This window comes from Vibrio sp. 10N.237.312.B06, from assembly GCF_041464685.1.
GTDB lineage: Bacteria > Pseudomonadota > Gammaproteobacteria > Enterobacterales > Vibrionaceae > Vibrio > Vibrio tasmaniensis_A.
Genome location: NZ_JBFSPI010000061.1, coordinates 1 through 24,550, shown reverse-complemented (window position 1 = coordinate 24,550; position 24,550 = coordinate 1). Strand labels below are relative to the sequence as shown.

The following is a 24,550-nucleotide window of genomic DNA, read 5'->3' as shown; positions in this document are numbered from 1 at the left end:
TATAAAGTTGACAGTTTCATGCATGTTTAGATTGTCTCTCAAAATTTAAATGACTGAATTTATATGAAATTATTATGCTATTGCGATCGGATATATTGGAGGAAAGCCCTTCAAAGAGATCGTTATGAAAGCATACTATTTAGTCGTCGTATTGAGCTCCACATTGCTAGGTTGCAGCTCTACTCCTCAACAACAAACGTTATTGAAATCCGATCCATACTGGGTCAAAGGAGAGTTAGATAACGGATTAACCTACCATGTCTACCCTGACCAAGAACAACCGGTCTCGGTACGCTTACTCGTGCATGCCGGATCTTTGCAAGAGAGCGAACAACAGAAAGGGTACGCCCACTTTGTTGAGCATATGGCGTTTAATGGCAGCAAGAACTTTTCAGGAAATGAGGTGGTCGAGCTATTTGAGCAATCTGGTGCCAGCTTTGGTGCAGACTTAAATGCTTATACCTCTTACCAAGAAACCCTCTATAAATTAGATCTGCCCGACAATAAGAACTTAGACAAAGCGCTGGCTTGGTTTAGAGACATTGGCGATGGTTTACTGCTGTCCGAAGCTGAAATCGAAAAAGAGAAAGGTGTGATACTTGGAGAGTTTCGATACACGCGAGTTGAAGATAAACCTCTCTCGTTTAAGTTCTACGATCATCTGGTTGAAGGGACGACTTACCAAAGTAACGATCCTATTGGCAATAAAGAATCCGTTTCTAAAGCGAATGTTCAAGAATTAAAGAACTATTACCAAACCTGGTATCAACCTCAGTTAACCGAAGTGATTGTCTCTGGTGATATCACACTGGCAGAAGTGATCCCTTTGATTGAAGACACTTTCTCTGATTGGCAAAGAGGCACAACACCGGTTCCCGTGAAGAACACGTCAGTGGATTACAATACTCAAGATTTTGTGGCGTATGGATCTGCTGTTGAGCCACCGAGCATCGGGATAGTCATTGATCGTGGGGAAAGAGTGACACAGAGCCATGAGCAACAACATCAGCTTTGGTTAGATGATATTGCTCAACAACTTATCCAACAAAGGTTGAATTCTGACTTTGTTGACGCTGCGTTACCTGTGCAGTGGGTTTTTTCAACACCCTACTTATTAGAGTACCAAAGGTATTCGATTACTACGGTCAGTTTTCCTGTTGGTAGCCGAGAGCAAAGTCAGCAGCAGTTTGTTTCTACTCTCGCCTCTTTGCGTGATTATGGCGTAAGTGAATATGAGTTGGCGAGTGTGCTTCAGCAATACCAAGCGAACCTTGACGATATTCAACTAAACTGGGATCAAATGGATGCTGTGGCTCATGCTGATGGTAAATCGACAGCATTGGTGATTAACCAACCCGTTCAATCACAGCTTGATTATAAGTCGAGTTTGAAAACGTTTCTTGCGAATACGGATCTCGAGGCCGTGAATGATAACTTAGATGATTTGCTTTCTAGCCCTTACATTTTGAGGTTAGGTTTATCTTCTAAGGAAGATCTTCAAGCCATGGAGAATGAGCTAAAAGATGTCAGAAAAGCCTATAAAAAGACGGGTAACAAACCACTGCTCGTTACCGCAAGTTCTGCGTTTAGCGTGCCAGAATCTCAAGGCGACATTGTGAAACAAATTCAGGTGAGTGAGGATCCTAACTTACAGCAATGGACATTGAGCAATGGTATCGAGGTTTGGTATTTACGAAACCCTGAGGTGGGTAATAATGTTGGCGTTTATTATGCCAGTGAAGGTGGTAAGTCAGCCCTAGATCCTTCTTTATTTCCTGCGCTAGAGGTGGCCATTCCAGCTTCGAATCGCAGTGGCGTTGGTAAATTCAGTGGCTCGGAATTAAATTCCCATTTGAAACGTAAAGACATCCAAATTTACCCCTTCATTAACTTCACTCATCACGGGTTGGAAATAAACACTAAGAAGAAGACGCTCGCAGAAGGCTTGGCTGCACTGTATACCATTGTGACCGAACCTAAAATCGACAGCGATCAGCTTGAGGCAGTGAAGTCTGAATTCACGCAAGGTCGTACTGCCTACCTAGAAACCCCATTGGGACAGTTTACCCAGATGGTGAATCGCAACAGCTATCAAGATAGTAGTCGTCATATCATGTTGGAAAGTGAAGATGTTGAAGCTGTTACACCTCAAGATATACTTGATATACAGCATCAACTCTTTCAGAAGTTAAGAGACAATACGCTTGTCATCGTTGCTGATATTAAGCCATCTGAAATTAAGCCCCTCGTACGCCAATATGTTGCTTCATTGCCACTAGAAGCGGTTGAATCTCCTAATTATGAGGTGGCTTATAAAACGGATTCAGAAGAGCGAATAGATGTATCGATCAACAATGAAGACAGCAGTCAGTACTTGTTGCGTGTAATTTCCCAGCAAGCTCGGGATAAAACAGCAAAAGATGTGTTTATGGATGATATGCTGCAGCGCGTATTGTCGAGTCGCCTAACGGCTTATGTTCGTGAAGAGTTAGGCTTGGATTATGCACCTTACGTGTATTCGGTCGCTCAAGACAGTGAGCCAAGTTACGACTGGTTGGTGGGCTCCTTAACAGCCCCTGAAAACTTAGATCAGGTTGAACAGGCGATCGATAAAATTATTGCTGAAGCTGTCAAAGGGATCTCTGAAGAAGAGACTCGAACGGCAGCTAAACAGCTAGTGGCTGACCTCACGCCACTTCAATATAAGCCTACTCAACAAGCTTGGTTTATTTCACGTTACTTAATTCATGACTATGGTGTTGAGGCACTGTTTGACTTACAAGGAACGACAGATTCAATTTCTAGTAAAGATATGACTGAGTATGCTAAAGAAATTTTTGGAGATAACAGCTACCAGTTGAAGAACTTGTTAAGGCCACAAAGTTAAGCTGATTGAGTCAAGTGACTTTTCAGAAAAGTCGCTTTCACCCTGAATATATGATGTCGAATCTAAGCCAAATGCTAAGTCATTTGGCTTTTTTATTTGGGTTAGGGTTAGTCTTTAAACTCGTTACTTTTTAATTCATCACTTTCAAGCTTGTCACTTTTGAACTAGTTACTTTTAAGCGAGGTAGTGACTTTTAAATGCTCGTAATTCGCACCTTATATAACTGAGTGTAATTTATAAAATAAAGATCCAGATCACAAAGGTACTCATTCAGTTCAGTATTAAATAATAATCATTAACTCAAGCTGTATATTGTCGATGAATGACATTAAGAGGTTGTTATGAAAACATATTATTTAGCGACGGCAGTATGCCTTACCTTGGTTGGCTGTAGTTCAACATCCAAAACGACTGACACCTTCATCCAACCGGACCCGGCTTGGACTTCAGGCCAACTAGATAATGGCTTTACCTATCATGTTTACCCTGATCATGAAGCGCCAGTTTCTGTTCGTTTAGTCGTACATGCAGGCTCTATTCAAGAAACTCGTCAACAAGAAGGTTATGCGCATTTTGTCGAACACATGGCATTTAATGGCAGTAAGAACTTCTCGCAAAACGATGTGATTCGACTATTTGAAGATGCAGGTGCTAGTTTTGGTGATGATATTAATGCTTATACCTCTTATGAAGAGACGGTATATGAGCTAGATTTACCCGATAACGTCCAATTACAGTCAGCCCTAACGTGGATGCGAGACATCGGTGATGGATTGGATCTCGCCAGTTCAGAAGTTGAAAAGGAAAAGGGAGTGATTCTTGGTGAGTTTCGTATGGCTCGTCTTGATGATAAATCATTCTCAGAAGTGTTTCATGACCACTTTATTGAAGGTAGCCCGTATGAATATCAAGACGCATTGGGAACTAAAGAATCGGTTGTAAATGCCACTTCTCAAACCCTAACCGACTTTTACCAGACTTGGTATCAACCACAAATCGTAGAGCTTGTTGTTTCAGGTGATGTGGATATCGAAACCGTGATCCCATTAATCGAAGCGAAGTTTTCTAGCTGGCAGCGTGGTGAAACGCCTAAACCATTAAAACAGAAAGTCACCACTTTCAACGAAGGTGACTATGTTGAGTATACGAAGAGAGAAGCCCCAAGTATTGCATTGGCGTTTAACCGAGGTTCAAACACCATTGAAACTCACGATCAACAGCACCAACGTTGGTTGGATGAAACCTCCCAGTTATTGATTCAACAACGACTCGAGGCGGTATTTAATGATGCGGCTTTGCCTACTCAATGGATAGCGTCAGACAGGCTTGAAATAGGCGCTCTGCTTTATTTATCAACAAGCATTGGGTTTCCAGTCGGAAGTCGTGAAGTGACACAGCAAAAGATGCTCTCGACGTTGGCATCATTACGTGATTACGGTGTGTCGGAGGCGGAGATCGTCGGTGAGCAGCACTACTACCAAAACTTACTCGATAATATTGAGCATGATTGGGATAAAGAAGATGGTGTCGATCACGCGAACAACAAAGCAAGTGCTTTAGTGACTGGCCGAATCGTTCAATCACAGAAAGATTATCAGGCCAGTATGGGAGATTTCATTTCCAACTTCAGTCTTAAAGCGATTAATGACAATATAAAAAGCATACTTTCTGGTGATTATTTCATGATCATTGGCATGAATAAGACTGAACATAGAGCCGAAATCAACAATTCTTTAGATAGCTTAAAAGCCACTTATAGCCAGGTGGGAAACGCGCCGTTGGTTGCTGCGGCGGGCAGCACTTTTGCTGTGCCGAGTTCGCAAGGCGATATTGTGTTGGTTGAACAAATATCTGTCGACCCATACATTCAAAAATGGACGTTAAGTAATGGCGTTGATTTGTGGTACCTGCGTGATTCTCTTGCTAGTGATGACGTAGGTATTTACTACACAAGCTTAGGTGGTAAGGCGGCTCTAGATCCTAGTCTCTATCCAGCGACAGAGCTGGCTCTTGCTGCTATCGGTAGAAGTGGCGTTGGTGATTTTACTGGAACGGAGCTTGATGCCCACCTTGATCGTGAAGATATTCAGGTTTATCCGTTTATCGATTCTACTCGTCATGGCGTCGAAATTAGACTCAACAATAGCGGCTTAGGTGAAGCTTTTGCCGCACTCAACGCGATCGTTACATCGGTTAAAGTATTACCAGATCAACTTGAGGCGGTTAAACAAGAGTTTATTCAAAATCGAGAATCCTACTTAGCAAGCTCTGCTGGTCAGTTCACTTATGCTATAAATCAAAACACGTATCAAGCGAACAGCGATCATGTGTTACTCGATGGTAAAAGTGTAGAAGCTGTTACCATCGAGGATGTAAAGAATGTGCATCAACAGTTATTCGGTCAATTGCGAAATAACCAACTGGTTATTGTGGGCGATATTGACCCAAGTGAGCTGAAACCTCTCGTTCGACAATATTTGGCTTCTATTCTGTTGGAAAAAGCCGACGTGCCTGACTTTAACGTCGCGTACAAGCACCCATCTAAAGCGATCATTGATCTGGAGGTCAACAGTGCCAATAGTACCGAGTATACGCTAAGAGTGATTGCTGAACCTTCCGCTAGTACTAGTGTGGTAAGGGGGCAAACTGCGAAAGATGTCTTTATGGAAGACTTACTGCTACGCGTACTTGCTACTCGTTTAGACACTTACATACGTGAAGATTTAAGTCTAGATTACTCACCTTATGCTTACTATGCATCTCAAGATGGTGAAACTAGCCATGACTTGTTTATTGGATCGATGATTGACCCTAAAAATGTCGATAAGATAGAAGTTGCGATTGATAAAGTGGTTGCAGATCTTTTACTCGGTGTTTCACTAGGCGAACTTCAAGTTGCGGGCAAGCAATTAGAAGGGGATTTTACGCCTTTAGATGATAGCACTATTGACCAAGCATGGTACGTCTCTCGCTATCTTTTGTACGACTATGGCATAGAAGCTTTGTTTAACGTGAAAGCGACGGTTAACTCGATTTCTCGTGAAGACATGAATCAACTTATCCAACGTATTTTTGGTGAGAACAGCCGTAAGGTTAAGAACATCATGCGTCCTAAAGCCTAAAGCCTAAAGCCTAAAGCCTAAAGCCTAAAGCCTAAAGCCTAAAGCCTAACGTAGAGCGCGAAAACGATAGCTAAAGGTGCTTCGACAAATACCCCTTCAAAGCCAAGCATTCATTGCTTGGCTTTTTGTTTTTTGACGACTTTGGATGCGTGAATACAGCGCTAGGAGGTCAGCAATTGTCAGCGTAGTGTCAAATGTGTTCGGTTGTGTTTCTAAATCAATTGTAACTTTCATAGCTGTTATATATTGTCGCAGTGTTTACCATTCAGGATTATTGTTAATTGCTTAAACTAGGTACCCGATTAGTCTTAATGTTGTTTTTACTGAGCTTTGGCTTAGTGAATTCTAACGGCTATTCGTTTCCTTCTAAGCCATTCCAAATTCATTCGGCTCAAGAGCAATCTTCGCAGAATGAACAATCTTCCTCGATAAAACAGTGTAAACAAGCCACTACGGATAATCCGTCGGCCTATTTAGAGTGCGATAAGGCTCCGTTTGGCACCGTGCCTTATGGTGACAGTTCCAACTATCATGACACCGAGTCGAGCCTCCAGGCTGCAAACTTCAGACGTATGCTCAGCAACGAGCAAGAAAGCGTGGCCGATCTTGAGCCTGCTTATCATCTACTGATCGACTTCTCTCCCCCTTCATTACTGGCTTCTCTGCTTTTCGACACACCGCTGTTGGATTCCAAGCAGCACTGGACCAGCATTGTGAGTTCTCCGTCCTCCCGGCTTTCTGGGTGGAAAGAGGGCAATATTCAATACTCGCATTTCCGAGAACTTCTTAGCTAATCGTTTGACCTTAAATTGGTCGTATCGATGATCGCCTCGCGCTCGTTGAACTCGCCAATTAACCCAATATAGCGACACACAATTATTAGCCTCACTGTTACTCAATCAGCTTGTTTTGGTTGTGACTAGTTGTCGTTCGTGTTCGCAAAACATTAGTTATACCAATCGCAGTAAATAACTGGCCATCCTAGCTGGTTAAAACGCTCGATCACTGCTTTTTCCCGGCGCTATTTTTGAGCACGTGTTTACGGTGATTGGTAAAAAGAAGAGATCTTGACTGTGAAAAAACGCATTCCAAGAAAACAAATTAACCACTACTCAAAGTGGAAATACGTGGTGCTTATCGCCACCATCATCATCATGATCCTAAGCGCTCTACCTTCTTGGTTTGGCGAAGATGCCTCGGTTCAAATCAGTAACCGTTCTGAGCAGACGATCGACGCTACTCAAGTGACGCAATACCTTGCGAGAGAAGGCATCCAAGCCAAATCTGCATTTCAAAAAGACAAACGTTTAGTAGTGATCTTAGAAGATGCGGAGCAACAAGCGAAAGCCAAAGAAGTGCTTAATGAGCGCTTCCTCGACAACGCGACGGTTGCGCTTGCTATGGAGCCTGCAGCACCTAAATGGCTGACTGATATGGGCTTTGCGCCGATTCAGCTAGGTCTTGATTTACGTGGTGGTGTTCAGTTCTTATTAGAAGTGGACATGGAACCGGTTTACCACGCACAAGCTCAAGCGATGGTCGATGAGATCACCAGCGAAGTGCGTTATGCACGCGGTAAAGTGGTCAACAACCAAGTTCAGTTTGATTTCCGTACCGACGCCGATTTCGAAAAAGCACAAAAGCTGATTCGTGAAGAGTTCCCACATTGGCTACGTGATCGTTCAGATAAGTCACTGACGTTAACTCAGTCTGAAGAAGAGCAAAGAACGCTACGCAACCTAACAGTTCAACAAAACCTGCAAATCATGCGCAGCCGTATTGAAGAATTAGGCATCACAGAAGCATCGATTCAACGCCAAGGTGAAAGCCGTATTCGTATTGAATTGCCAGGTGTTCAAGACCCTGCAGCAGCAAAAGACGTGATTGGTGCAACCGCATCTTTGGCGTTCTACTCTGTTTACGACAATGCAACTCGTAATACTCAAACGCTAAAAGATACAGATGGCAATCGTGTCGTTGTCGCTCGCAAAGCAGTACTGAGCGGTGAACACATTATTGATGCTCGTAGTGGCATTGGTGAGATGGGCAGCGCAGAAGTAAACATTACCCTAGATTCTTCTGGTGGTAAGAAAATGTCTGAGTTTTCACGCCATAACATCGGTAAGCCAATGGCAACCGTGTACAGCGAATACAGTCGTGATAGAGCGGGCAACAGCAAGCAAGACAGTGAAGTGATCAGTGTGGCAAACATCCAGTCTCAACTGGGTAGTCGTTTCAGAATTACTGGTGCTGGCAGCTTGGCTGAAGCGCAAGAGCTTGCGTTACTGCTGCGTGCGGGTTCATTGACTGCGCCAGTGACCATCATTGAAGAACGTACCATTGGCCCATCTTTGGGTGCTGAAAACGTAACTAACGGCTTTGCTGCTTTGGCACTTGGCCTTGGCCTTACGCTAACGTTTATGGCGCTATGGTACCGCCGTCTTGGTTGGGTCGCGAACTGTGCATTGGTGGTTAACATGACCACATTGTTTGGTTTGATTGCGCTACTACCGGGTGCGGTTTTAACTCTGCCGGGTATTGCGGGCTTGGTACTGACCGTCGGTATGGCGGTGGACACCAACGTGCTTATCTTCGAGCGTATTCGAGACAAGATGAAAGAAGGACGCAGCTTTGCTAGCTCTATCGATCGTGGCTTCGATAGCGCATTCTCGTCAATTTTCGATGCTAACGTCACTACCATGATCGTTGCTGTGGCTCTATATACCATTGGTAATGGGCCGATTCAGGGCTTCGCTCTGACACTGGGCTTAGGTCTTCTAACCAGTATGTTTACGGGTATTTTTGCTTCACGAGCGATCATCAATTTGGTTTGGGGGCGTGACCAACGCCACGACGTAAGGATTTAAGCATGAGTATTTCAAATATGACTATTTCAAACAGCAGTATGACTCGCCTTCGTAAGGTGATGTCTGTGATTTCTATTGTGCTGTTCATGAGCTCTGTGATGCTGGTGGCAGTGAAAGGTTTTAACTGGGGCTTGGACTTTACTGGCGGTGTGGTTGCCGAGGTTCAACTCTCTGATCAAGTAACCAAAGATGCGTTAAAAACCAAACTTGATACGGCTTTCCAACAAGACGTACAAGTGGTTGGTATGGCAGAACAGGATCGCTGGACAATTCGTTACAGCCAACTGACAGACGCGCCACAGCCAAACTTAGTGGATGCTTTGTCTTCTGTAAGTGACCAAGTAAAAGTACTGAACAGCAGCGTGGTTGGCCCTCAGGTGGGTCAAGACATGGTTGACCAAGGTGGCTTGGCGGTATTGGTGTGTTTCCTAATGATCATGCTGTACCTGAGTGTACGATTTGAATGGCGTTTGGCACTTGGTGCTCTTGCTGCAATCATTTACGACGTGACGCTTATCTTAGGTTTGTTCGCCTTTACTCAGTTTGAGTTCAATCTAACCGTATTGGCGGCCGTGTTAGCGATTCTCGGTTACTCATTGAATGACTCGATCATCATTGCCGACCGTGTGCGTGAAATGCTTCGCGGCAATCCAAACGGTGATACTGACAACCTGCTTAACGAATCAGTTAAAGCGACCTTCTCACGCACCATGGTGACTTCAGGAACAACTCTAATTACCGTATCTGCGCTTTGGCTACTTGGTGGTGCGGCACTGCAAGGTTTCGCTATTGCACTCGTTGTGGGTATTGTCAGCGGTACGTGGTCCTCTATTTCAGTAGGCATCACCCTACCTAAATTACTTGGATTGCAGCCTTGTCACTATCAGGTGAAACCAGTAGTAGAAGTTGAGGGTGAGTATCCTTAGTTTCCTGATTGCTTAAGTCTTCTAATTAGATAGCGCTCAGCCATAGTCCTCATGGACTAACGAGTGAGTTCAGCAAAGCCTTTCGTTTGTAGCAAGACGAAGGGCTTTATTTTTATAAGAGTCAGTCAGTTAGTTAAAAGAGAGGCTATTTCAAAAAAACAATGGATTGAGCAGGCAAGCCCCCATTATATGAAGTATGTTTATATGACGTCAGTAGAAATGAGGCAAGGGAATGGAATATCGACATCAATGTCATGTAGGCGACCACGGTGATGCACTCAAGCATCCAGTATTGAGTGCACTGGTTAAATCATTAATGCAGCAACACTCTCGCCTCAATGTTATCGACACGCATTCAGGCACAGGGTGTTATGACCTCACTACAGCGCCAAGCAATCACGCGGGTGAGTTCGCTGAAGGGGTCGGGTACTTGTGGCGAAACAAAGCTTATCTTCCTCCAGCATTCGCTTCTTTTATGTCGGTGCTGGAATACTACAATCCGAATCAACTTATCTCTCTCTATCCGGGCTCAGCAGCCATCACTTACCAACAAGGCCGCAGCCAAGACAGTTTCTATTTTTCAGACATTCAGCAAGATGAAGCTGATTTACTGCAAACTAATATTGAGACGTTACAACGTGACCTCGATGTCTCAAGCAAGCTGACTATTTCCGCGGGTGATGGGCTTAAAGCGTTGCCTGACGACGTAGCAAAACACGATAATCATCACCTGATTGTTATCGATCCTCCCTATGAAACCGATTCTGAATATCTCGCAGTGATCGATGCCTTGGTTAAGGCGTATCAACAGTCTGAGACGGTATCTGCACTAATTTGGTACCCGCTTTACACGGATGACAAGAGCTCACTGATTCTGAATCACTGTGTTACTGCAGTGAAAGATGGTTTGCTGCCAAGTCCGATTAAGTCGGAGCTTCGCCTTCGAGACCCTAAGGGTGATGATCGCCTAATCGGCAGTGGTTTGTTGTTATTCAACCCACCACAAGGCATTTTAGGAATAGTCGCAGATACGCTTGATTATTTACACAGCCAACTCTCGACCAATGGTGAAGGCTACTGGCAAATGAGAAGCCTATAGATCTGATTTTTATGGGTTTTATGATGATTTTCGAGATGTAGATCGCTAAATCATTTCAATCTGTATGGTTTAAATTGACCAAACTCTAACTTTTATCGATTGATTTATCGCGATGAATCATATAAAAATAGTACATCAATGCGCACAGGTGCATACTGGCTCATAAGTTAAATAATTACCCAAATTAATATCAGATTGTGGTTTACCCCCTAAACTGCATAAGGCTCGCACTAGTCACGCGAGCCTTTCTTTTGCCTGAAGGAAATCTATTTTCAGTTTACTGGGTGACAGAGTTGCACTTGGGGCATTTGTATTTGCCTAAATCGTGGAACGTTGAAGGCAGTTCGGATTCGATAATTAATTTTTCATCGTCGTGGTAGCATTTAGTACAAAAAGGCCCTGACGCTCGCCCTTCTTGAGGTGTTTTCAAAAAGTAATGTCCGTTTGTAAATACTACTTCTTCATTTTGGTTTAGTTTCTCTTTTAACTCTTTGATAGCCGTTTTCAGTTCTTGGTTTTCCTCTCTCAACTCAGATGCAGCGATTTTTGCATCAGATAGGGCTTCAATGAGTTCTGCTAGTTTTAACCTGACTTCAGCGTCCTTTAGCGAAGAGTCAATATTCCTCAATTCTTTCGTAATATCTAGTGCTGTTTTTATCGACGTTATTCCCGCAGAGATACTTGCTACATCAACCATTTTGAATTCCCCTGATAGTTTCAGATAATAATAAATCGAGTTGTTTATATTTTACCGTACATCAATAAAAACAAACTATAACAGGATCTTAAAGCACAGGGTATGAATCAGAATTATAGTTATATTAGCCTGCATGTTTCATGCAGGCCTTTCTAATTACGCCAACGCTGGGTAATCGGTATAGCCTTTTTCGTTGCCGCCGAACAGAGTGGCGCCATCAAGATCGGATAGTTCACTGCCGTTTTGTAGGCGTGAAACGAGGTCTGGATTCGCAACGAATGGGCGACCAAATGCGACAAGGTCAGCGTAGCCTTTGCTTAACACTTCCTCGGCGCGTTCTGGTGTGTAGCTGCCAGCGACGATGATGGTGTTAGAGAACAACTCTCTTAGCTCGACACGGAAGCTTTCAGGTATCACAGGCGCGTCATCCCAGTCTGCTTCTGATAGGTGCAAGTAAGCGATATCACGTGCTTGCAGCGCCTTTGAAGCTTCTAAAATCGTTGGCACGATGTCTGGGCAGTTCATGTCTTTGAAGGTGATGAACGGGGCTAAACGCACGCCCACTTTATCGGCACCAATCGCTTCAATCACAGCATCCACGACTTCAATTAGAAAGCGAAGTCGGTTCTCGCGGCTACCGCCGTAGTTGTCGGTGCGCTTGTTCGAATTAGTTCTTAAGAATTGATCGATGAGGTAGCCATTACCACCGTGGATTTCCACTCCGTTGAACCCTGCCTCGAGTGCTTTTTTCGCTGAGTGAGCAAAACCTTGAACAACACGATCGATGTCTGCTTGGGTCATTTCTCTTGGTTGAATGCAATCCACCATGTTTCCGTTTCCATTCTCATCAGAGATCCAAACCTGAGTTTCTACCGGAGCCAGTGCCGAAGGCGCGATTGGTAGTTCACCTTTTTGGAAGGTTGGATGAGACACGCGCCCCACATGCCATAGTTGGCAGAATATCGCTGCGCCTTGTTCTTTAGCGGCAGAGGTGACACCTTGCCAACCTTCCACTTGTTCGCTTGTGTAAACGCCGGGTGTGAATGAGTACCCTTGAGAGTCATCTGAGATTTGTGTCGCTTCAGTGATGATGAGTCCTGCACTTGCTCGTTGTTGGTAGTAAGTCGCCATCATTTCATTTGGCACGTTTCCAGGCTGGCTTGTACGAGCGCGCGTCATGGGAGCCATAACCACACGGTTTTGTAGTTCTAGATCTTTGAGTTCTGCTGTTTCGAATAATTTGCTCATGGTATTTACCTTGTGTCGGTCATGTGTTGATTGATTTAGCGTGCGGTGGTCACTACTTCGATTCCGCAGGGCTGAAGATAGAGTCGTTTTGTGGCTTTTCAGCTCGGTTGGCTTTCGCAATAAGCAGCAACCCAATCACAGGGACAACAACGGCCGCGAATGGAATCATGCCTGCGCCTAGTTGGCTGTCGAGTACCATGCCGCCTAGGAAACCACCGAAAGCATTGGCTAAATTAAAGGCTGAGATATTCGCGGTTGCTGCTAGTTCTTGGCCTTTGCCACCGTGGTGCATTACTCGAAGTTGCATGGCAGGAACGTTCGCAAATGATGCAATACCAAAGACAAATGCAGCTGCAACGAATAGGATTTTGTTGTCTACAACAAGGCCAACCACTACTAATGAAACGATCATCGCGATAGCCCAAAACATCGATGCTTTGCCTAAATCTTTGTCAGAAGAGCGTCCGCCCAAGGTGTTACCTATGATTAAGCCGACACCAACAATCACTAAGATCCAAGTTACTGATTCTTGACCGTAACCCGTGATGTGCATGGCGATAGGCGCAAGGTAGCCGTAAAGCGTCATGAAGCCAGACCAAGCAAAAGCGGTGATCGCCAAGCTGATGAGAAGCATTGGATTTTTGAATGCTAACAGCTGAGTTTTGACGTCTTTCGCTTCGCTATGACCTGAAGATTTTATTGATGTTAAGATTGAAATCATGGCGATGGTGCCAAGTGCTGCCACGGTAAAGAAAGTGGTGTGCCAACCGAATTGCAAGCTCACCCAAGTACCTGCGGGAACCCCAAGAACGTTAGCGAGCGTTAAGCCAGCAAACATCTGACCAACAGCACGACCTGCCATTTTCTCAGACACTAAATTGGTCGCGACAACGGCACCTATGCCATAGAAAGGACCTTGCACTAAGCCTGCGATAACGCGGCTTGCAAGTAGAAGTGGGTAGCTAGGAGCTAAGGCTGACAAGATATTACCGATGATGAACAAAGCCATTAAGCCAATCAGTACCATCTTCTTGTTAAAACGTGCGAGGTAGATGGTTAAGATCGGGCCACCAATAACGATAGCCAATGCGTAAGCACTGATTAGGTATCCGGCTTGACCTTCGGTGATCGAAAGGGATGTGGCAATTTGTGGAAGGATGCCTGCAATAACAAACTCAGCGGTGCCGATGGCAAAAGCTGCGAGTGTCAGTATCCAAACTTGGAATGGGATCTTTTCTTTATAGATCGCTTCTGGTTTCATAGTGAAGTACCTGTGTTAATTCTTGTTTGTTAGGACGTTTACATACACGCCCTAACGATTGTTCTTTGCTTCTTTGCGGAGTGTTAGCCGAGTAGAGCGCCGCCATCGATGTCGATGATTGACCCAGTGACGTATGGGTTATTAATTGCGAACAGGTAACCCATGGCTATCTCTGAAGGTTCGCCAACCTTGCCTGCAGGTAGGTTTTTTTTGGCGTTGTCGTACATGCTTGTACGAGCGAAATCGTCCATATTTTTGTAGGCTTCCGTCATGGTTAAACCCGGGCTGACGGCATTGACTCGAATGGGTGATAGCTCTTTCGCCAGTACTTTAGTCACGCTTTCCAGTGCGGCGTTGATGGCGGTTTTTACGTAAGTGCCTGCCACAACCTTGCGTGACAACATGCCTGTGGTTAGTGTGATTGAGCCGTTTGGAGTCATGTAACGTGCGGCGTGCTTGGCTACGTTTAAGCTTCCCCAAAACTTGGTATCAAATGCTGCTTTTGCGTCTGCGATAGCAAGGTCTGTCACTTTTCCTGCGGGAGCGTATGAACCCGCGGTTATCACCAAGTGATCAAATGCACCGATCGATTCGAAGTATTCACAAACCGATTTCTCATTGCTGATATCAACGCCTGTGTGTCGGCTGGCAATGTGTACTGTGTTGTCTTCGTTTCTCAATTGCATTGCTAATGCTTTGCCGATACCTGATGTCCCACCAATGATGACGAATGTGTGCTTTTCTTGGTTTGTAAGTTCGTTGTTCATGTTCTGAATTCCTGCGTGTTCTGCTGATGGTTGTCATTATATTTATTCGACTAAATTTGATAATTGGCTAAAATATAAAATCATTATTCGGTTAATCTGAATAGTGTGAATGGGTATTCAAATCGAGCATTAAGATCGAGAAGTAAGACGAAGAGGTGGAAGCGAGAATCGTATGGATAAGTTTTCAGATATGGCGATGTTCGTGAGCATTGTTAAGCATCACGGGTTAGCAGCGGCGGGGCGTGAACTGGGTTTATCGCCTGCGACCATGACAGCAAGGCTGCAGGCGCTTGAAGAACGATATGGTGTGAAGTTGTTGAATCGAAGTACGCGTCATGTGTCTTTGACCGACTCTGGCGAGCTGTATCACAAGGCATGTTTGGAGATTTTAGACAACGTCAGTGAGGCCGAAAACCTGATTCAAAATGGCGTAAAAGAGGTTAAAGGCTCGCTAAAAATCGCCGCGCCAAAAGACATCGGAAAGCAGTACATTCTTCCTATTCTTTCGGAGTTTTGCCAGCAGTATCCGGACGTTATTCCTTACCTGTACTTGAACGATAACCTCTCGAACATTGCTGAATCTGGTATGGATATCGTGGTCCGTTATGGTGAATTGGTCGACAGCAGTTTGATATCCAGACGCTTATCACCAAGCCGCCGTGTACTGTGTGCTTCCCCTGAATACCTCGCCAAACACGGGACGCCGTTGACGCCACAAGACTTGGTTGAACACGACTGTTTAGCCATGCTGCGTAGCAATGAAGAGCTCAAGACATGGCACTTCCAAGATCATGATATGAAGAAGTCGGTGACGGTGGTGCCGAAGCGATTTTCAGACGATGGCGAAGTGATTCGGTACTGGGCATTAAAAGGTGAGGGCATTGTGCTTAAATCGGTGCTGGATGTGCAAGACGACATCAATAACCAGCGCCTTGTGACTCTGCTTAATGGCTACATGAAGAACTTCAATACCGCGATGTCGGTGTCGAGTGCCGACTTGAATGTGGTGTACATCAGCAAGAAATATCAGCCGAAGCGTATCCGACTGTTTTTGGATTATCTGTTTGATAATTTTAATGACTTGGTCGAGAAATAAGGCAGAGATTAATTATCGTTAATCTATTGAAAATGAAACCTCAATGACGATAGATCTATAGTGACTTTGAAGCTTTATTGATCAAATAAACTTTATTAACGAATTGCAGTTTACCCCCTAAGTTGCATCTGGCTCGCATTAGTCACGCGAGCCTTTCTTTTTTTGGGCGATAAGTGTTTGGTTTACGATAATATTTATCTCCGATAAAGGGGGAAGTAGTGAAAATACTAATTATCGAAGATGACACCACCACAAGAGAATTTGTGGCCAAAGGTCTTGAAGAACATGGTTATGCGGTCGACCAAGCAGAAGATGGCAAAAAAGGCTTAATGATGGAGTTAAGCTCCGAGTATCAACTGGTGATTCTTGATCGCATGTTACCGTATTTGGATGGAATGAAAGTTCTCTCTGCAATCAAAGCGACAGAAGAAAATTTACCGGTATTAATTTTGAGTGCCATGGACAGCGTGGAAGATCGCGTGAATGGCCTTCAAGCAGGAAGTGATGATTATCTGATAAAACCTTTTGCTCTGGCTGAGCTTGTTGCACGAGTAGACATCATTATCAATAGAACTAAACGTCAGCCCGTTACTGAGACAAATTTGATATATGACTGCTTAGAAATCGATTTACGCGCTCATAGAGTAGTGTGTAAAAACCAAGATCTCCAATTGCAGCCGAAAGAGTTTCAACTGATTCAGTATTTCGTTGAGCACAGTGAGCAAGTTGTTTCAAGAATGCGCTTGTTTGAGGCTATTTGGAGCTACCACTTTGACCCGAAAACCAATGTCATTGATGTTCATGTCGCCAATTTAAGAAGGAAGCTTGAAGAAGCAGGTTGCCCTGATTTGCTTCATACAGTGAGAGGGGCAGGTTATGTCCTTCGTCGATGATTACTCCCTCACTCGCTCCTCTGTATTTAGGACTCTAGTCGGTTTGTTTGTGTTGGTGACAGTGATTAATGTCATCGTGATTAGGCAGGTATACAAAGACTCAGATGCGTTCCATCGGGCACAACTCATTCGACAGCTGCAAGATGAGTCATCCGAATTCAGTTATGCAGCCAATCAAAGTAAAGAGGACGTTGAAAGGTTACTTGCCGTAAAGCAAACATCCGACACTAATTTTTACTATCGCCTTTCTGAGCGAACAAGCCCTTTACTAACCACGTCTTATCCTGTTGTTTCGCTTATGTCTGAAACCGCCAACATTAGCATTGGAGATACGCATCGCTTGGTGATTGGTATTGATAGACAGGCGGTAGAAGAGTATCGAAAAACTCTAATCCCGATTGTATTTTCGGGCATTGTACTTCCTATTGCCGTTATGCTGATCGCGGCTCTGTTTTTTACGGTTCTGATCTTAAAGCGTTTAGAAAGAGTCAACCAAGCGATGAATCGAGTGCTGTGTGGTGAAAAAAGCGTAAAAATCCCCGTATCCAAACAAGATGATGAATTTGATATTTTGGCGATCCATCTCAACTTCATGATTGAGCAAATGGCTAAAAATGAAGAGTCATTGAAGTCGTTAACAGTAGGCATGGCTCATGATATGCGCACTCCCATGGCTCGGCTAAAGTTACGCTTAGAAGAGGTATTATCGGATTCAACATTGACCGACGAACATCAAGAGCAATTCTCGGCTTGCCATGATGAGTTGGAACTCATTCTATCGCTATTCAATAGCATGTTAGAGATCACTAAGCTGAATAGCGGGCAAACGTTGATCGCCACAGAGCGTGTAGATCTTGGGAAAATAGCTCAAGATGCGATCGAGTTTATCAGCCCTATTGCTGAAATGAAGCAACAGAGTTTGGTTTGTCGGCTAGACCAAGAGTGCGAAGTATTGGGGGATAAAAGCCTACTGTTTAGGGCTGTCTTCAACTTGGTTGAAAATGCAGTGAAATACACACCGGAAAAGGGCGAAATTGAAGTGGTGGTTGATTACTTTGGTGTCACGGTGGCGGACAACGGTATCGGGATATCAGATAAAGACAAGATGAATGTGTGTCGGCCTATGTTCCGTGCTGATAAAAGTAGAACGGAATTTGGCAATGGCCTTGGCTTGTCTCTGGTTGATGCCGTAGTAAAGCGTCACCATGCCCATCTTATTTTAAGAGATAACACCCCAGGATTAAGGGCTCGCCTCTATTTTGAACGTTAACTTTAGTGGACTTTGTAGGCTGCTCAACACCTTAATCCTTATTCGTTAGGCGCGTTTTTTAGGGTGTAGTATTTGGTTGAATAAACTGCGCTGAGAGCCAATTTCCATCGTTGCCTTGACTAACGATTTCAATAACTTATCGGATGCGCTATAGAAATTTGTTATTGGATTTGAAAAATCTCTAATATCCAACTTTGAGATAATCTCGTACTGGTTCAACGCATCTGCATCTCTATGAGCAATAGTATTAAGCCTAACTTCACGAAACTGCTGGATAGTGACTTTATGAGCTTTGCGTAATTCCTTTAATGCTCCTGACACTTCTTTTTTTGATTCATCAGATAAACCTGTGCACTCAAAAATAAACCCCATTTTCTTGCCCGTCACCTTTGTCATATCCCATTCATATATGGTCAAGAGCAGAGTACGCAAAGCTATGCCTCGTTTCGTTTCGTTCGGATGCGCAAAAGCATCTGCTTTCAAGGCTTGGATGTCTCTTTCGGCAAGTAGAAAATAAAGACTAAGGTTGAAGAACTGTTTAGATGCAGGGAAATATTCAGCATTGATCTTTTTCATCTGCTCAACAACTGTATGAATTGTGTTGTTAATCACTTTATCTCTAAACTGGAACTCTTTGTTTAGCTTTCGATGTAACCGCCACAAGAATAATGCTTTCAACTGCTTTCCAAATTTCTGATGAAATTTCATACGCCACCATCGTTCTTGAACTTGGCGAGAAGAATTCAAAAATTTTTGACTCATCATAATATTCCACTGTAGCGCCTAACATTTTAATATCGTACATACACGAATCTATTCCGCCTAACATATCAAGATTATTGCTTATAACCAACTGAATGCTATGCATATAATGTAAAACAGTTTTATTGTTTAAATGAGTAACCTTGCAAGCACGCATCATTGCCTAGGAGGAGTACGCACTCACTCTGAAATGGCCTTTGAATTCGCGATTAATCAACGTCTTAAAAGCGGTTGTTCGTCCTATGCATGCCTATCGTCAAGAGCCCGTCTTTTTCGCTCCCATAATCTCTTTACGCTGCGAGTGCAAAAAAGCCAAAGCGAATCGCTTTGGCCTGAGTGCTTTAATGTGAATCGCAACGTGTGCTGTGTTTTAGTTACGTTGGGTTTAACTCGGAAGTGGGACCGATGTTAGGTCTTGGCTTTTAGGGATTTGAGTCATCGCATGAGCAATCTCCTCTGCCTCTGTGCCAATAATAACCTGAAGGTTGTTAGCCCCAATCTTTACCACGCCCATTGCGCCAATCGCTTTCAGTGTCGCTTCATCAACAATGCTGATGTCTTTAAGTGTTAAACGCAGTCTTGTGATACATGAATCGATACTGGTTAGGTTTGTATGTCCACCGAGCGCTTTTAAGTATTGCGCCGCTTTCTCATTCGATGAAACTTGGTTTACTTTTGCTACGTCCACATCTTCACGTCCCGGTGTTTTTAAATCGAACTTTAGGATGGCGAAGCGGAATATTGAGTAGTAAATCGTCGCAAAGAATAGACCTTGAAGTATCAACATGTAAGGTTTGACTGCGAGTGGAAGATTGTAAGACAACACGAAGTCAATTAACCCGCCACTGAAGGTAAAGCCAGCGATCCACTGCATGCTGGCAGCAATGTATAGCGACATAGCGGCAAGAAGCGCGTGAATAACATAAAGCACAGGTGCTACAAACATGAAGGCAAACTCAATCGGTTCTGTTACGCCGGTTAAGATAGCGGTTAATGCGGAAGCACCTAGAATACCGCCGACTTTCTTTTTGTTTTCTGGTTTTGCACAGTGGTACATCGCTAAACATGCCGCCGGTAAGCCATAGCCCATAACAGGGAAGAAGCCACCTTGATAAATACCCGTTACACCGAGTTCACCGGTGCCCGACCAGAATTTAGAAATGTCATTGATGCCCACTAAATCAAATAGGAAAACTTGGTTAAGTGCGTGGTGCAAGCCAACAGGAATAAGTAAGCGATTAAAGAAACCATAGAGGCCAGCGCCTGTCGCGCCCATTTCAGAAATAGAAATGCCGAACTCAACCAGTGCTCCGTAGACGACAGGCCACACATAAACCATGACTAAGCTGATACTAATCGCGGCTAGAGAAGTGATGATTGGAACGAAGCGCTTGCCACCAAAGAATCCGAGAGCCGCAGGCAGTTTTATGGTGTGGAATCGGTTATAAAGAGTGGCGGCGACAATACCTATCATGATGCCAGTGAATGCACTCACTGCTGCATTAGAAGCGATAAGTTCAGATGCGCCCATTTGATCAACAGGGACACCGGTGATCTGTGAGATAACATTCACGTTACCCACGATCATTTCCACGATGAGCAGACCTAATAGGCCAGATAGAGCAGCAGCGCCGTTATTGTCTTTTGCTAAACCATAAGCGACACCAACCGCGAATAACCACGCTTGGTTATCCATAATGCCTTTACCACCGTATACGAGTATGGTGGCTAATGCGCTGTTAGCTCCCCAACCTGATGGGTCAAGAGCATAGCCCAGCCCTAGCATCAAACCACCGGCAGGCAGTACGGCGATCGGCACCATCAGTGCTTTGCCGATTTTTTGTAAGTATCCAAGTATGTTCACGTTTTTTCTCTCTCTATTTTTATTGATAGAGAGAGCTTACTTGCATAAGGATTAAGGATCGGTTGTGCTTAGATTAACGATTATTAATGTAGGGCGATGTCGTTGTAAAACTGAGAACTATTGAAGATTTTATGGATAAGTTGATTGTTCTAAAAATGCTAAATTCAAAGCTTGGTTACGGACAAGGTAAATGGTTCTCGTTAAGATAGTTCGACACAAGGACGTGATGGAGAGAGAAATGAAAGTAGTCGGTAACACGGTTATCCAACCTTTTCACAAGGCAACCTGCCATTGTGGTGCAGTTGAGTTAGAACTCAGCCTACCTAACGGAATAGAAAAACCGCGCCGTTGTGACTGTTCTATCTGCCGTCGTAGAGGGGCAATTGTGGGTTCTTTGGCGTTGGATGGTATTAAGATTTTGAAAGGCGCTGAGCATCTTAAGCTTTATCAATTCAATACCAACACCGCGAAGCATTACTTCTGCTCAAACTGCGGTATCTATACCCATCACCAACGCCGCTCAAGCCCAAATGAATACGGTTTTAACATCGGTTGTTTGGAAGGGGTAAACCCGTTTGATATTGGTGATGTGGTGACCAATGATGGCGTTAATCATCCTGCTGACCGCTAAGTCGTTACACAATATAAAAGGAATTAATTATGTCTGAATATGGAGCGGTCATTCGCTGGCAAAAAGTGGAAGATGAAGCCTTTAGCGACAACCAATACAGTCGCGCTCATACGTGGGAGTTCGATGGTGGTATCACTGTACCTGCTTCGTCTTCTCCTCATGTTGTGCCACTGCCGTTTTCGGTGGAAGCGAATGTCGACCCAGAAGAAGCGTTTATCGCGGCGCTTTCTAGCTGCCATATGCTGACGTTTTTGGGCATTGCTGCAAAGCAGAAGTACGTGATCGACTCTTATGTGGATGATGCGATTGGTGTGCTGGAAGAAGATGAATCAGGCCGCTCGTCTATCACTAAGGTGACTCTGCGACCTGATATTGTGTTCTTAGGCACTAAGAAGCCAACTGCCAAACAGCTCGACAAACTGCATCATTTAGCGCACAAAAACTGCTTTATCGCGAACTCGGTCAAGACTGAAATTGTGGTCGAGATGCGAGATTAATTTAAATTAGTCACAAGATTTCTCTGGAAGCTTCGTCTTTTGAGCCTTGTCATCGTCTTAAGGGTATTCAGGCAATCCAGTTGATTGCAAAAGAACCAAACACACTATTTGAGGAACCCTCCATGACAGCGTTTAACAGTGCATCGAATTACGGTGAACATGCGTTTATCAAAAGCAAACCAGAGATGCTAGAGAGCATTTACAACACCACCGATGTATTCCCATATTGGGTTGCCGATATGGACTTTAAGGTAGCGGAACCGATCACTCAAGAGCTTAATCGCTTGGTTGAGCGTGGTGTGTGGGATTGGATTGAGGGGAAACAGGGCCACTTCGTTAAACGCTTGCATAATTTGTGCTTTCTCTAAGGCTTTATATTATTAGGTAAAGTCGCCCATATTAAAAGGGGTTGGGGTGAAAAATGGATCACACTACTAAAAAGTCACCACACCTTTTAGGAATTCAGGGCCATTCGTAAAACGAAATAACAGTGAAATCTGACTTTAGAAAGGCGATATTGTATCCGTCATTCCGCCCTCAATTTAATAATTAAAATAGTATTATCCAGCGTTCATTTATCAGTAAAAAAAACGGCACCATCTTGACCGAGCTCGGCAGTTTTGATCTATGACTGTTATTGGCTTTGTTGCGTAATTCAGTGGAACTAAATCATGAACCTACGATCTGTTCAGCTACGTCCACTACCTCTCATAGCCCTATGCCTAAACATCGTCACAAAACAATCAACTGGAAGCAATACAGCCAATCACTCATTAACTGCGGGTCTCTGACCTTTTGGATTGATGAAGAGGTGATAAGTGGCTGAGCGCAAAGCAAAGCCGATTGGCGCGATGGTACGTCCAAGAATCTTGTTATTTCTAGCCTGTATTTTGGGGGGGAAAGTGCACCTGTATTTTCAGTTATTCACCACACCCCAACAGACAACACAAATAGTTCACCAAAACTCAATTCCATTTGAATAATTCTTCGACCCAATCAGCAACCTCTCCCAATAGACTAATACCCCGAACAACGCCAAAAATAAAAGACACTATTTGGCCAATAGAAATTCGTTTCTTCATTAAATACTCCATATTTCAGATCTAAAAAAACCACCTAACAGCGGCGACAGAGACTAAAAATATTTGTTCAACCTCTCCACAATATTTTGTTGTTACCTAATAGGTAGGTTAATTATCAAATGCGATTTAGTGTGATCGTGTGACTTCATAACTTGATCTGAGACCAAAAAGTCTAACGCGTTAGACAAAGTAGTCCTGTTACTACAATTCGACATATGTGTGTAAAGCAAGTAAAGAGGTCGAGAAAGCATAACTCTCCTCCATTACTAGCTTTTAAATGACACTCACATCAAAATACAACAAAAAAGGGAGAGAGCAAGCGCCAAAGATAACCATCCCTAGCTTTAACGACATTAAATAAAACAACTGTTAACAACAAAAACTTAACTAGTCTACTTTAGATCTTTGGTGTTCATTATTCCTACTATGTTAAACGGGCGAGTTAGCTCTTCAGAGCGATTTATAGAAAAAAAATCAGCATGTCCATTTGAAGCAAGAACCGCACAATGATACCCATTGTTCATACTTTGTGAATTTTGACGTAACTGATTAATACTATGAGCAAGCTCAGCTTTGAACTCAGAAAAACTTAATGCCGTGACTTTGGCTCTGTCGAAAAGAGCATGAAGTAATTGAACCTGTTCGATATTTCTCAGGTAAGCGACTTTACGTTCACGAGTTAGGAGAGAGAATTTAAACTCTTTGGGATAGCCACTGCTATGCAGTGAAATTGGGGTAGCGATGCGTGTGTAGTATACGCTATTTGGAAGTCTCAATAAGTACATCTGCGCAAGATGATTTTCGAGGTTTTAGATAAGAAAAACCGGTTTAAAAACAGCAATTTAATCTTTAAGGGTAGTGGAAGAATAGGAATTTGAAAATTATCTCCAGCATTCCCATTTAAAATAACCTATTGCTATTAGCTAGTTATACTATTGGGTGTGTGTACACCTACGAAAAAGATAACCACCTGCCGAAGTAGGTGGTTCTAGGTTTGAAGCTCAAGAATTCATACGTTAAACGTTAAGGAACTGAGACGCAGGACGCGTACAACTCCCCTTCTCCCATACTAGCCCCTTCGTTGCCATTCTTGAGGCTTACATTTATAAAACCAGGTCCACGACTTGTACTTGACCAGTAACTGCTCCTGACTGGCCAGCCGCGCGCGTTGAACATATTGCCGTATGTCTTGAAGAGCTCTAACTTTAACTCATTTTTTGTTGCCAAACGCCAGTTGGTGCGTCCTGCTAAACCCTGGTTACTATATGTGGCACATAATCTAGATGCATTCTCCCAGGTGAACCAAAAGAAATCTCCAGCAGGCCCAGAAGTTCCAATTTCTTGCGTAAAACCATTATTGACACTTCCTCCTAGGCTATGAAGAGCGATTTTTGATGGTGAATTGGTAAACAACTTCCCACTCCCAGTATCGAATATATCAATACATGAAGCACCAGTGATCGTACATGTATATACATCCACGCTCACTGTGTTACTGGTGACGCCATCTTTAATGGCGGTTATCATTGTTTGGCCGACGTTGACGCCAGACAGGAAGCCAGTCGGCGTTACTGTCGCGGT

At 43.8% G+C, this 24,550-nt stretch carries 19 protein-coding genes and 2 pseudogenes; 13 read left to right on the top strand and 8 right to left on the bottom strand.

Features of this window, described 5'->3' with window-relative positions:
* Positions 1-124 precede the first annotated feature (124 nt).
* The 6 genes from AB6C75_RS16080 (at position 125) to rlmJ (ending at position 10,901) form a co-directional block, all read left to right on the top strand.
* Complete coding sequence (locus tag AB6C75_RS16080; protein ID WP_372108168.1) at positions 125-2,887, top strand: M16 family metallopeptidase; 2,763 nt, start codon at positions 125-127, stop codon at positions 2,885-2,887.
* Positions 2,888-3,228: 341 nt separating this feature from the next.
* Entirely contained in the window at positions 3,229-6,009 is a 2,781-nt protein-coding gene (locus tag AB6C75_RS16075) for an insulinase family protein (protein WP_372108167.1), read from the top strand.
* A 311-nt stretch (positions 6,010-6,320) separates the two neighbouring features.
* Positions 6,321-6,803 (top strand): hypothetical protein, encoded by a 483-nt coding sequence (locus AB6C75_RS16070; RefSeq protein ID WP_372108176.1) that lies wholly within the window; start codon positions 6,321-6,323, stop codon positions 6,801-6,803.
* Between the two features lie 273 nt (positions 6,804-7,076).
* Positions 7,077-8,876 carry a protein translocase subunit SecD gene (gene secD / locus AB6C75_RS16065; protein WP_372108166.1) on the top strand — a complete coding sequence of 600 codons (1,800 nt, stop codon included), beginning with the start codon at positions 7,077-7,079 and terminating at the stop codon, positions 8,874-8,876.
* Positions 8,877-8,878: 2 nt separating this feature from the next.
* Entirely contained in the window at positions 8,879-9,802 is a 924-nt protein-coding gene (gene secF / locus AB6C75_RS16060; protein ID WP_012601256.1) for a protein translocase subunit SecF, read from the top strand.
* 232 nt (positions 9,803-10,034) lie between these two features.
* Positions 10,035-10,901, top strand: a complete 867-nt coding sequence (gene rlmJ / locus AB6C75_RS16055; RefSeq protein ID WP_372108165.1) for a 23S rRNA (adenine(2030)-N(6))-methyltransferase RlmJ — start codon at positions 10,035-10,037, stop codon at positions 10,899-10,901.
* A gap of 277 nt (positions 10,902-11,178) precedes the next feature.
* Here rlmJ and AB6C75_RS16050 read toward each other — a convergent pair whose 3' ends face one another.
* The 4 genes from AB6C75_RS16050 to AB6C75_RS16035 form a co-directional block, all read right to left on the bottom strand.
* Positions 11,179-11,598 (bottom strand): hypothetical protein, encoded by a 420-nt coding sequence (locus tag AB6C75_RS16050; protein WP_248392427.1) that lies wholly within the window; start codon positions 11,596-11,598, stop codon positions 11,179-11,181.
* A gap of 156 nt (positions 11,599-11,754) precedes the next feature.
* Complete coding sequence (locus AB6C75_RS16045) at positions 11,755-12,846, bottom strand: alkene reductase (RefSeq protein WP_372108164.1); 1,092 nt, start codon at positions 12,844-12,846, stop codon at positions 11,755-11,757.
* 52 nt (positions 12,847-12,898) lie between these two features.
* On the bottom strand, positions 12,899-14,107 hold the full coding sequence (locus tag AB6C75_RS16040; protein ID WP_372108163.1) for an MFS transporter: 1,209 nt from the start codon (positions 14,105-14,107) through the stop codon (positions 12,899-12,901).
* An 83-nt stretch (positions 14,108-14,190) separates the two neighbouring features.
* Positions 14,191-14,874, bottom strand: a complete 684-nt coding sequence (locus AB6C75_RS16035; RefSeq protein WP_372108162.1) for an SDR family oxidoreductase — start codon at positions 14,872-14,874, stop codon at positions 14,191-14,193.
* 172 nt (positions 14,875-15,046) lie between these two features.
* On the opposite strand from AB6C75_RS16035, the gene AB6C75_RS16030 reads away from it, so the two are divergent.
* The 3 genes from AB6C75_RS16030 (at position 15,047) to AB6C75_RS16020 (ending at position 18,133) form a co-directional block, all read left to right on the top strand.
* Complete coding sequence (locus AB6C75_RS16030; protein ID WP_372108161.1) at positions 15,047-15,970, top strand: LysR family transcriptional regulator; 924 nt, start codon at positions 15,047-15,049, stop codon at positions 15,968-15,970.
* Positions 15,971-16,188: 218 nt separating this feature from the next.
* A complete protein-coding gene (locus AB6C75_RS16025; protein WP_372108160.1) occupies positions 16,189-16,863 on the top strand; it encodes a response regulator transcription factor in 675 nt (224 codons plus the stop codon).
* A complete protein-coding gene (locus tag AB6C75_RS16020) occupies positions 16,847-18,133 on the top strand; it encodes a HAMP domain-containing sensor histidine kinase (RefSeq protein WP_135442285.1) in 1,287 nt (428 codons plus the stop codon). Before AB6C75_RS16025 ends, AB6C75_RS16020 begins: the two co-directional genes overlap by 17 nt.
* 45 nt (positions 18,134-18,178) lie before the next feature.
* Here the strand turns inward: AB6C75_RS16020 and AB6C75_RS16015 are convergent, their stop codons facing one another.
* Positions 18,179-18,898 carry a hypothetical protein gene (locus AB6C75_RS16015; RefSeq protein WP_133151472.1) on the bottom strand — a complete coding sequence of 240 codons (720 nt, stop codon included), beginning with the start codon at positions 18,896-18,898 and terminating at the stop codon, positions 18,179-18,181.
* 382 nt (positions 18,899-19,280) lie between these two features.
* A complete protein-coding gene (nagE, locus tag AB6C75_RS16010) occupies positions 19,281-20,759 on the bottom strand; it encodes an N-acetylglucosamine-specific PTS transporter subunit IIBC (RefSeq protein WP_372108159.1) in 1,479 nt (492 codons plus the stop codon).
* A 238-nt stretch (positions 20,760-20,997) separates the two neighbouring features.
* Here nagE and AB6C75_RS16005 point away from each other — a divergent pair, with 238 nt between their 5' ends.
* The 4 genes and pseudogenes from AB6C75_RS16005 to AB6C75_RS15990 all read left to right on the top strand — a co-directional run.
* Entirely contained in the window at positions 20,998-21,390 is a 393-nt protein-coding gene (locus AB6C75_RS16005; protein ID WP_372108158.1) for a GFA family protein, read from the top strand.
* Between the two features lie 29 nt (positions 21,391-21,419).
* A complete protein-coding gene (locus AB6C75_RS16000; protein ID WP_135442293.1) occupies positions 21,420-21,887 on the top strand; it encodes an OsmC family protein in 468 nt (155 codons plus the stop codon).
* Positions 21,888-22,009: 122 nt separating this feature from the next.
* Positions 22,010-22,222: pseudogene (locus AB6C75_RS15995) on the top strand (aspartate aminotransferase); the annotation flags it as partial.
* 383 nt (positions 22,223-22,605) lie between these two features.
* A pseudogene (locus tag AB6C75_RS15990) lies at positions 22,606-22,707 on the top strand (IS5/IS1182 family transposase); the annotation flags it as partial.
* A 654-nt stretch (positions 22,708-23,361) separates the two neighbouring features.
* Here the strand turns inward: AB6C75_RS15990 and AB6C75_RS15985 are convergent.
* Positions 23,362-23,754 carry a DUF6538 domain-containing protein gene (locus AB6C75_RS15985; RefSeq protein WP_017097354.1) on the bottom strand — a complete coding sequence of 131 codons (393 nt, stop codon included), beginning with the start codon at positions 23,752-23,754 and terminating at the stop codon, positions 23,362-23,364.
* Positions 23,755-23,992: 238 nt separating this feature from the next.
* On the bottom strand, positions 23,993-24,550 hold a 558-nt coding region (locus tag AB6C75_RS15980; protein WP_372029879.1), incomplete at its 5' end, for a DUF1566 domain-containing protein.

Bases quoted from the DNA above. Each gene is read 5' to 3' on its own strand.
- AB6C75_RS16080 (WP_372108168.1), top strand. From the start codon at position 125: ATGAAAGCATACTATTTAGTCGTCGTATTGAGCTCCACATTGCTAGGT.
- AB6C75_RS16075 (WP_372108167.1), top strand. From the start codon at position 3,229: ATGAAAACATATTATTTAGCGACGGCAGTATGCCTTACCTTGGTTGGC.
- AB6C75_RS16070 (WP_372108176.1), top strand. From the start codon at position 6,321: ATGTTGTTTTTACTGAGCTTTGGCTTAGTGAATTCTAACGGCTATTCG.
- secF (WP_012601256.1), top strand. From the start codon at position 8,879: ATGAGTATTTCAAATATGACTATTTCAAACAGCAGTATGACTCGCCTT.
- rlmJ (WP_372108165.1), top strand. From the start codon at position 10,035: ATGGAATATCGACATCAATGTCATGTAGGCGACCACGGTGATGCACTC.
- AB6C75_RS16050 (WP_248392427.1), bottom strand. From the start codon at position 11,598: ATGGTTGATGTAGCAAGTATCTCTGCGGGAATAACGTCGATAAAAACA.
- AB6C75_RS16045 (WP_372108164.1), bottom strand. From the start codon at position 12,846: ATGAGCAAATTATTCGAAACAGCAGAACTCAAAGATCTAGAACTACAA.
- AB6C75_RS16040 (WP_372108163.1), bottom strand. From the start codon at position 14,107: ATGAAACCAGAAGCGATCTATAAAGAAAAGATCCCATTCCAAGTTTGG.
- AB6C75_RS16035 (WP_372108162.1), bottom strand. From the start codon at position 14,874: ATGAACAACGAACTTACAAACCAAGAAAAGCACACATTCGTCATCATT.
- AB6C75_RS16030 (WP_372108161.1), top strand. From the start codon at position 15,047: ATGGATAAGTTTTCAGATATGGCGATGTTCGTGAGCATTGTTAAGCAT.
- AB6C75_RS16020 (WP_135442285.1), top strand. From the start codon at position 16,847: ATGTCCTTCGTCGATGATTACTCCCTCACTCGCTCCTCTGTATTTAGG.
- AB6C75_RS16015 (WP_133151472.1), bottom strand. From the start codon at position 18,898: ATGATGAGTCAAAAATTTTTGAATTCTTCTCGCCAAGTTCAAGAACGA.
- AB6C75_RS16005 (WP_372108158.1), top strand. From the start codon at position 20,998: ATGAAAGTAGTCGGTAACACGGTTATCCAACCTTTTCACAAGGCAACC.
- AB6C75_RS16000 (WP_135442293.1), top strand. From the start codon at position 21,420: ATGTCTGAATATGGAGCGGTCATTCGCTGGCAAAAAGTGGAAGATGAA.
- AB6C75_RS15985 (WP_017097354.1), bottom strand. From the start codon at position 23,754: ATGTACTTATTGAGACTTCCAAATAGCGTATACTACACACGCATCGCT.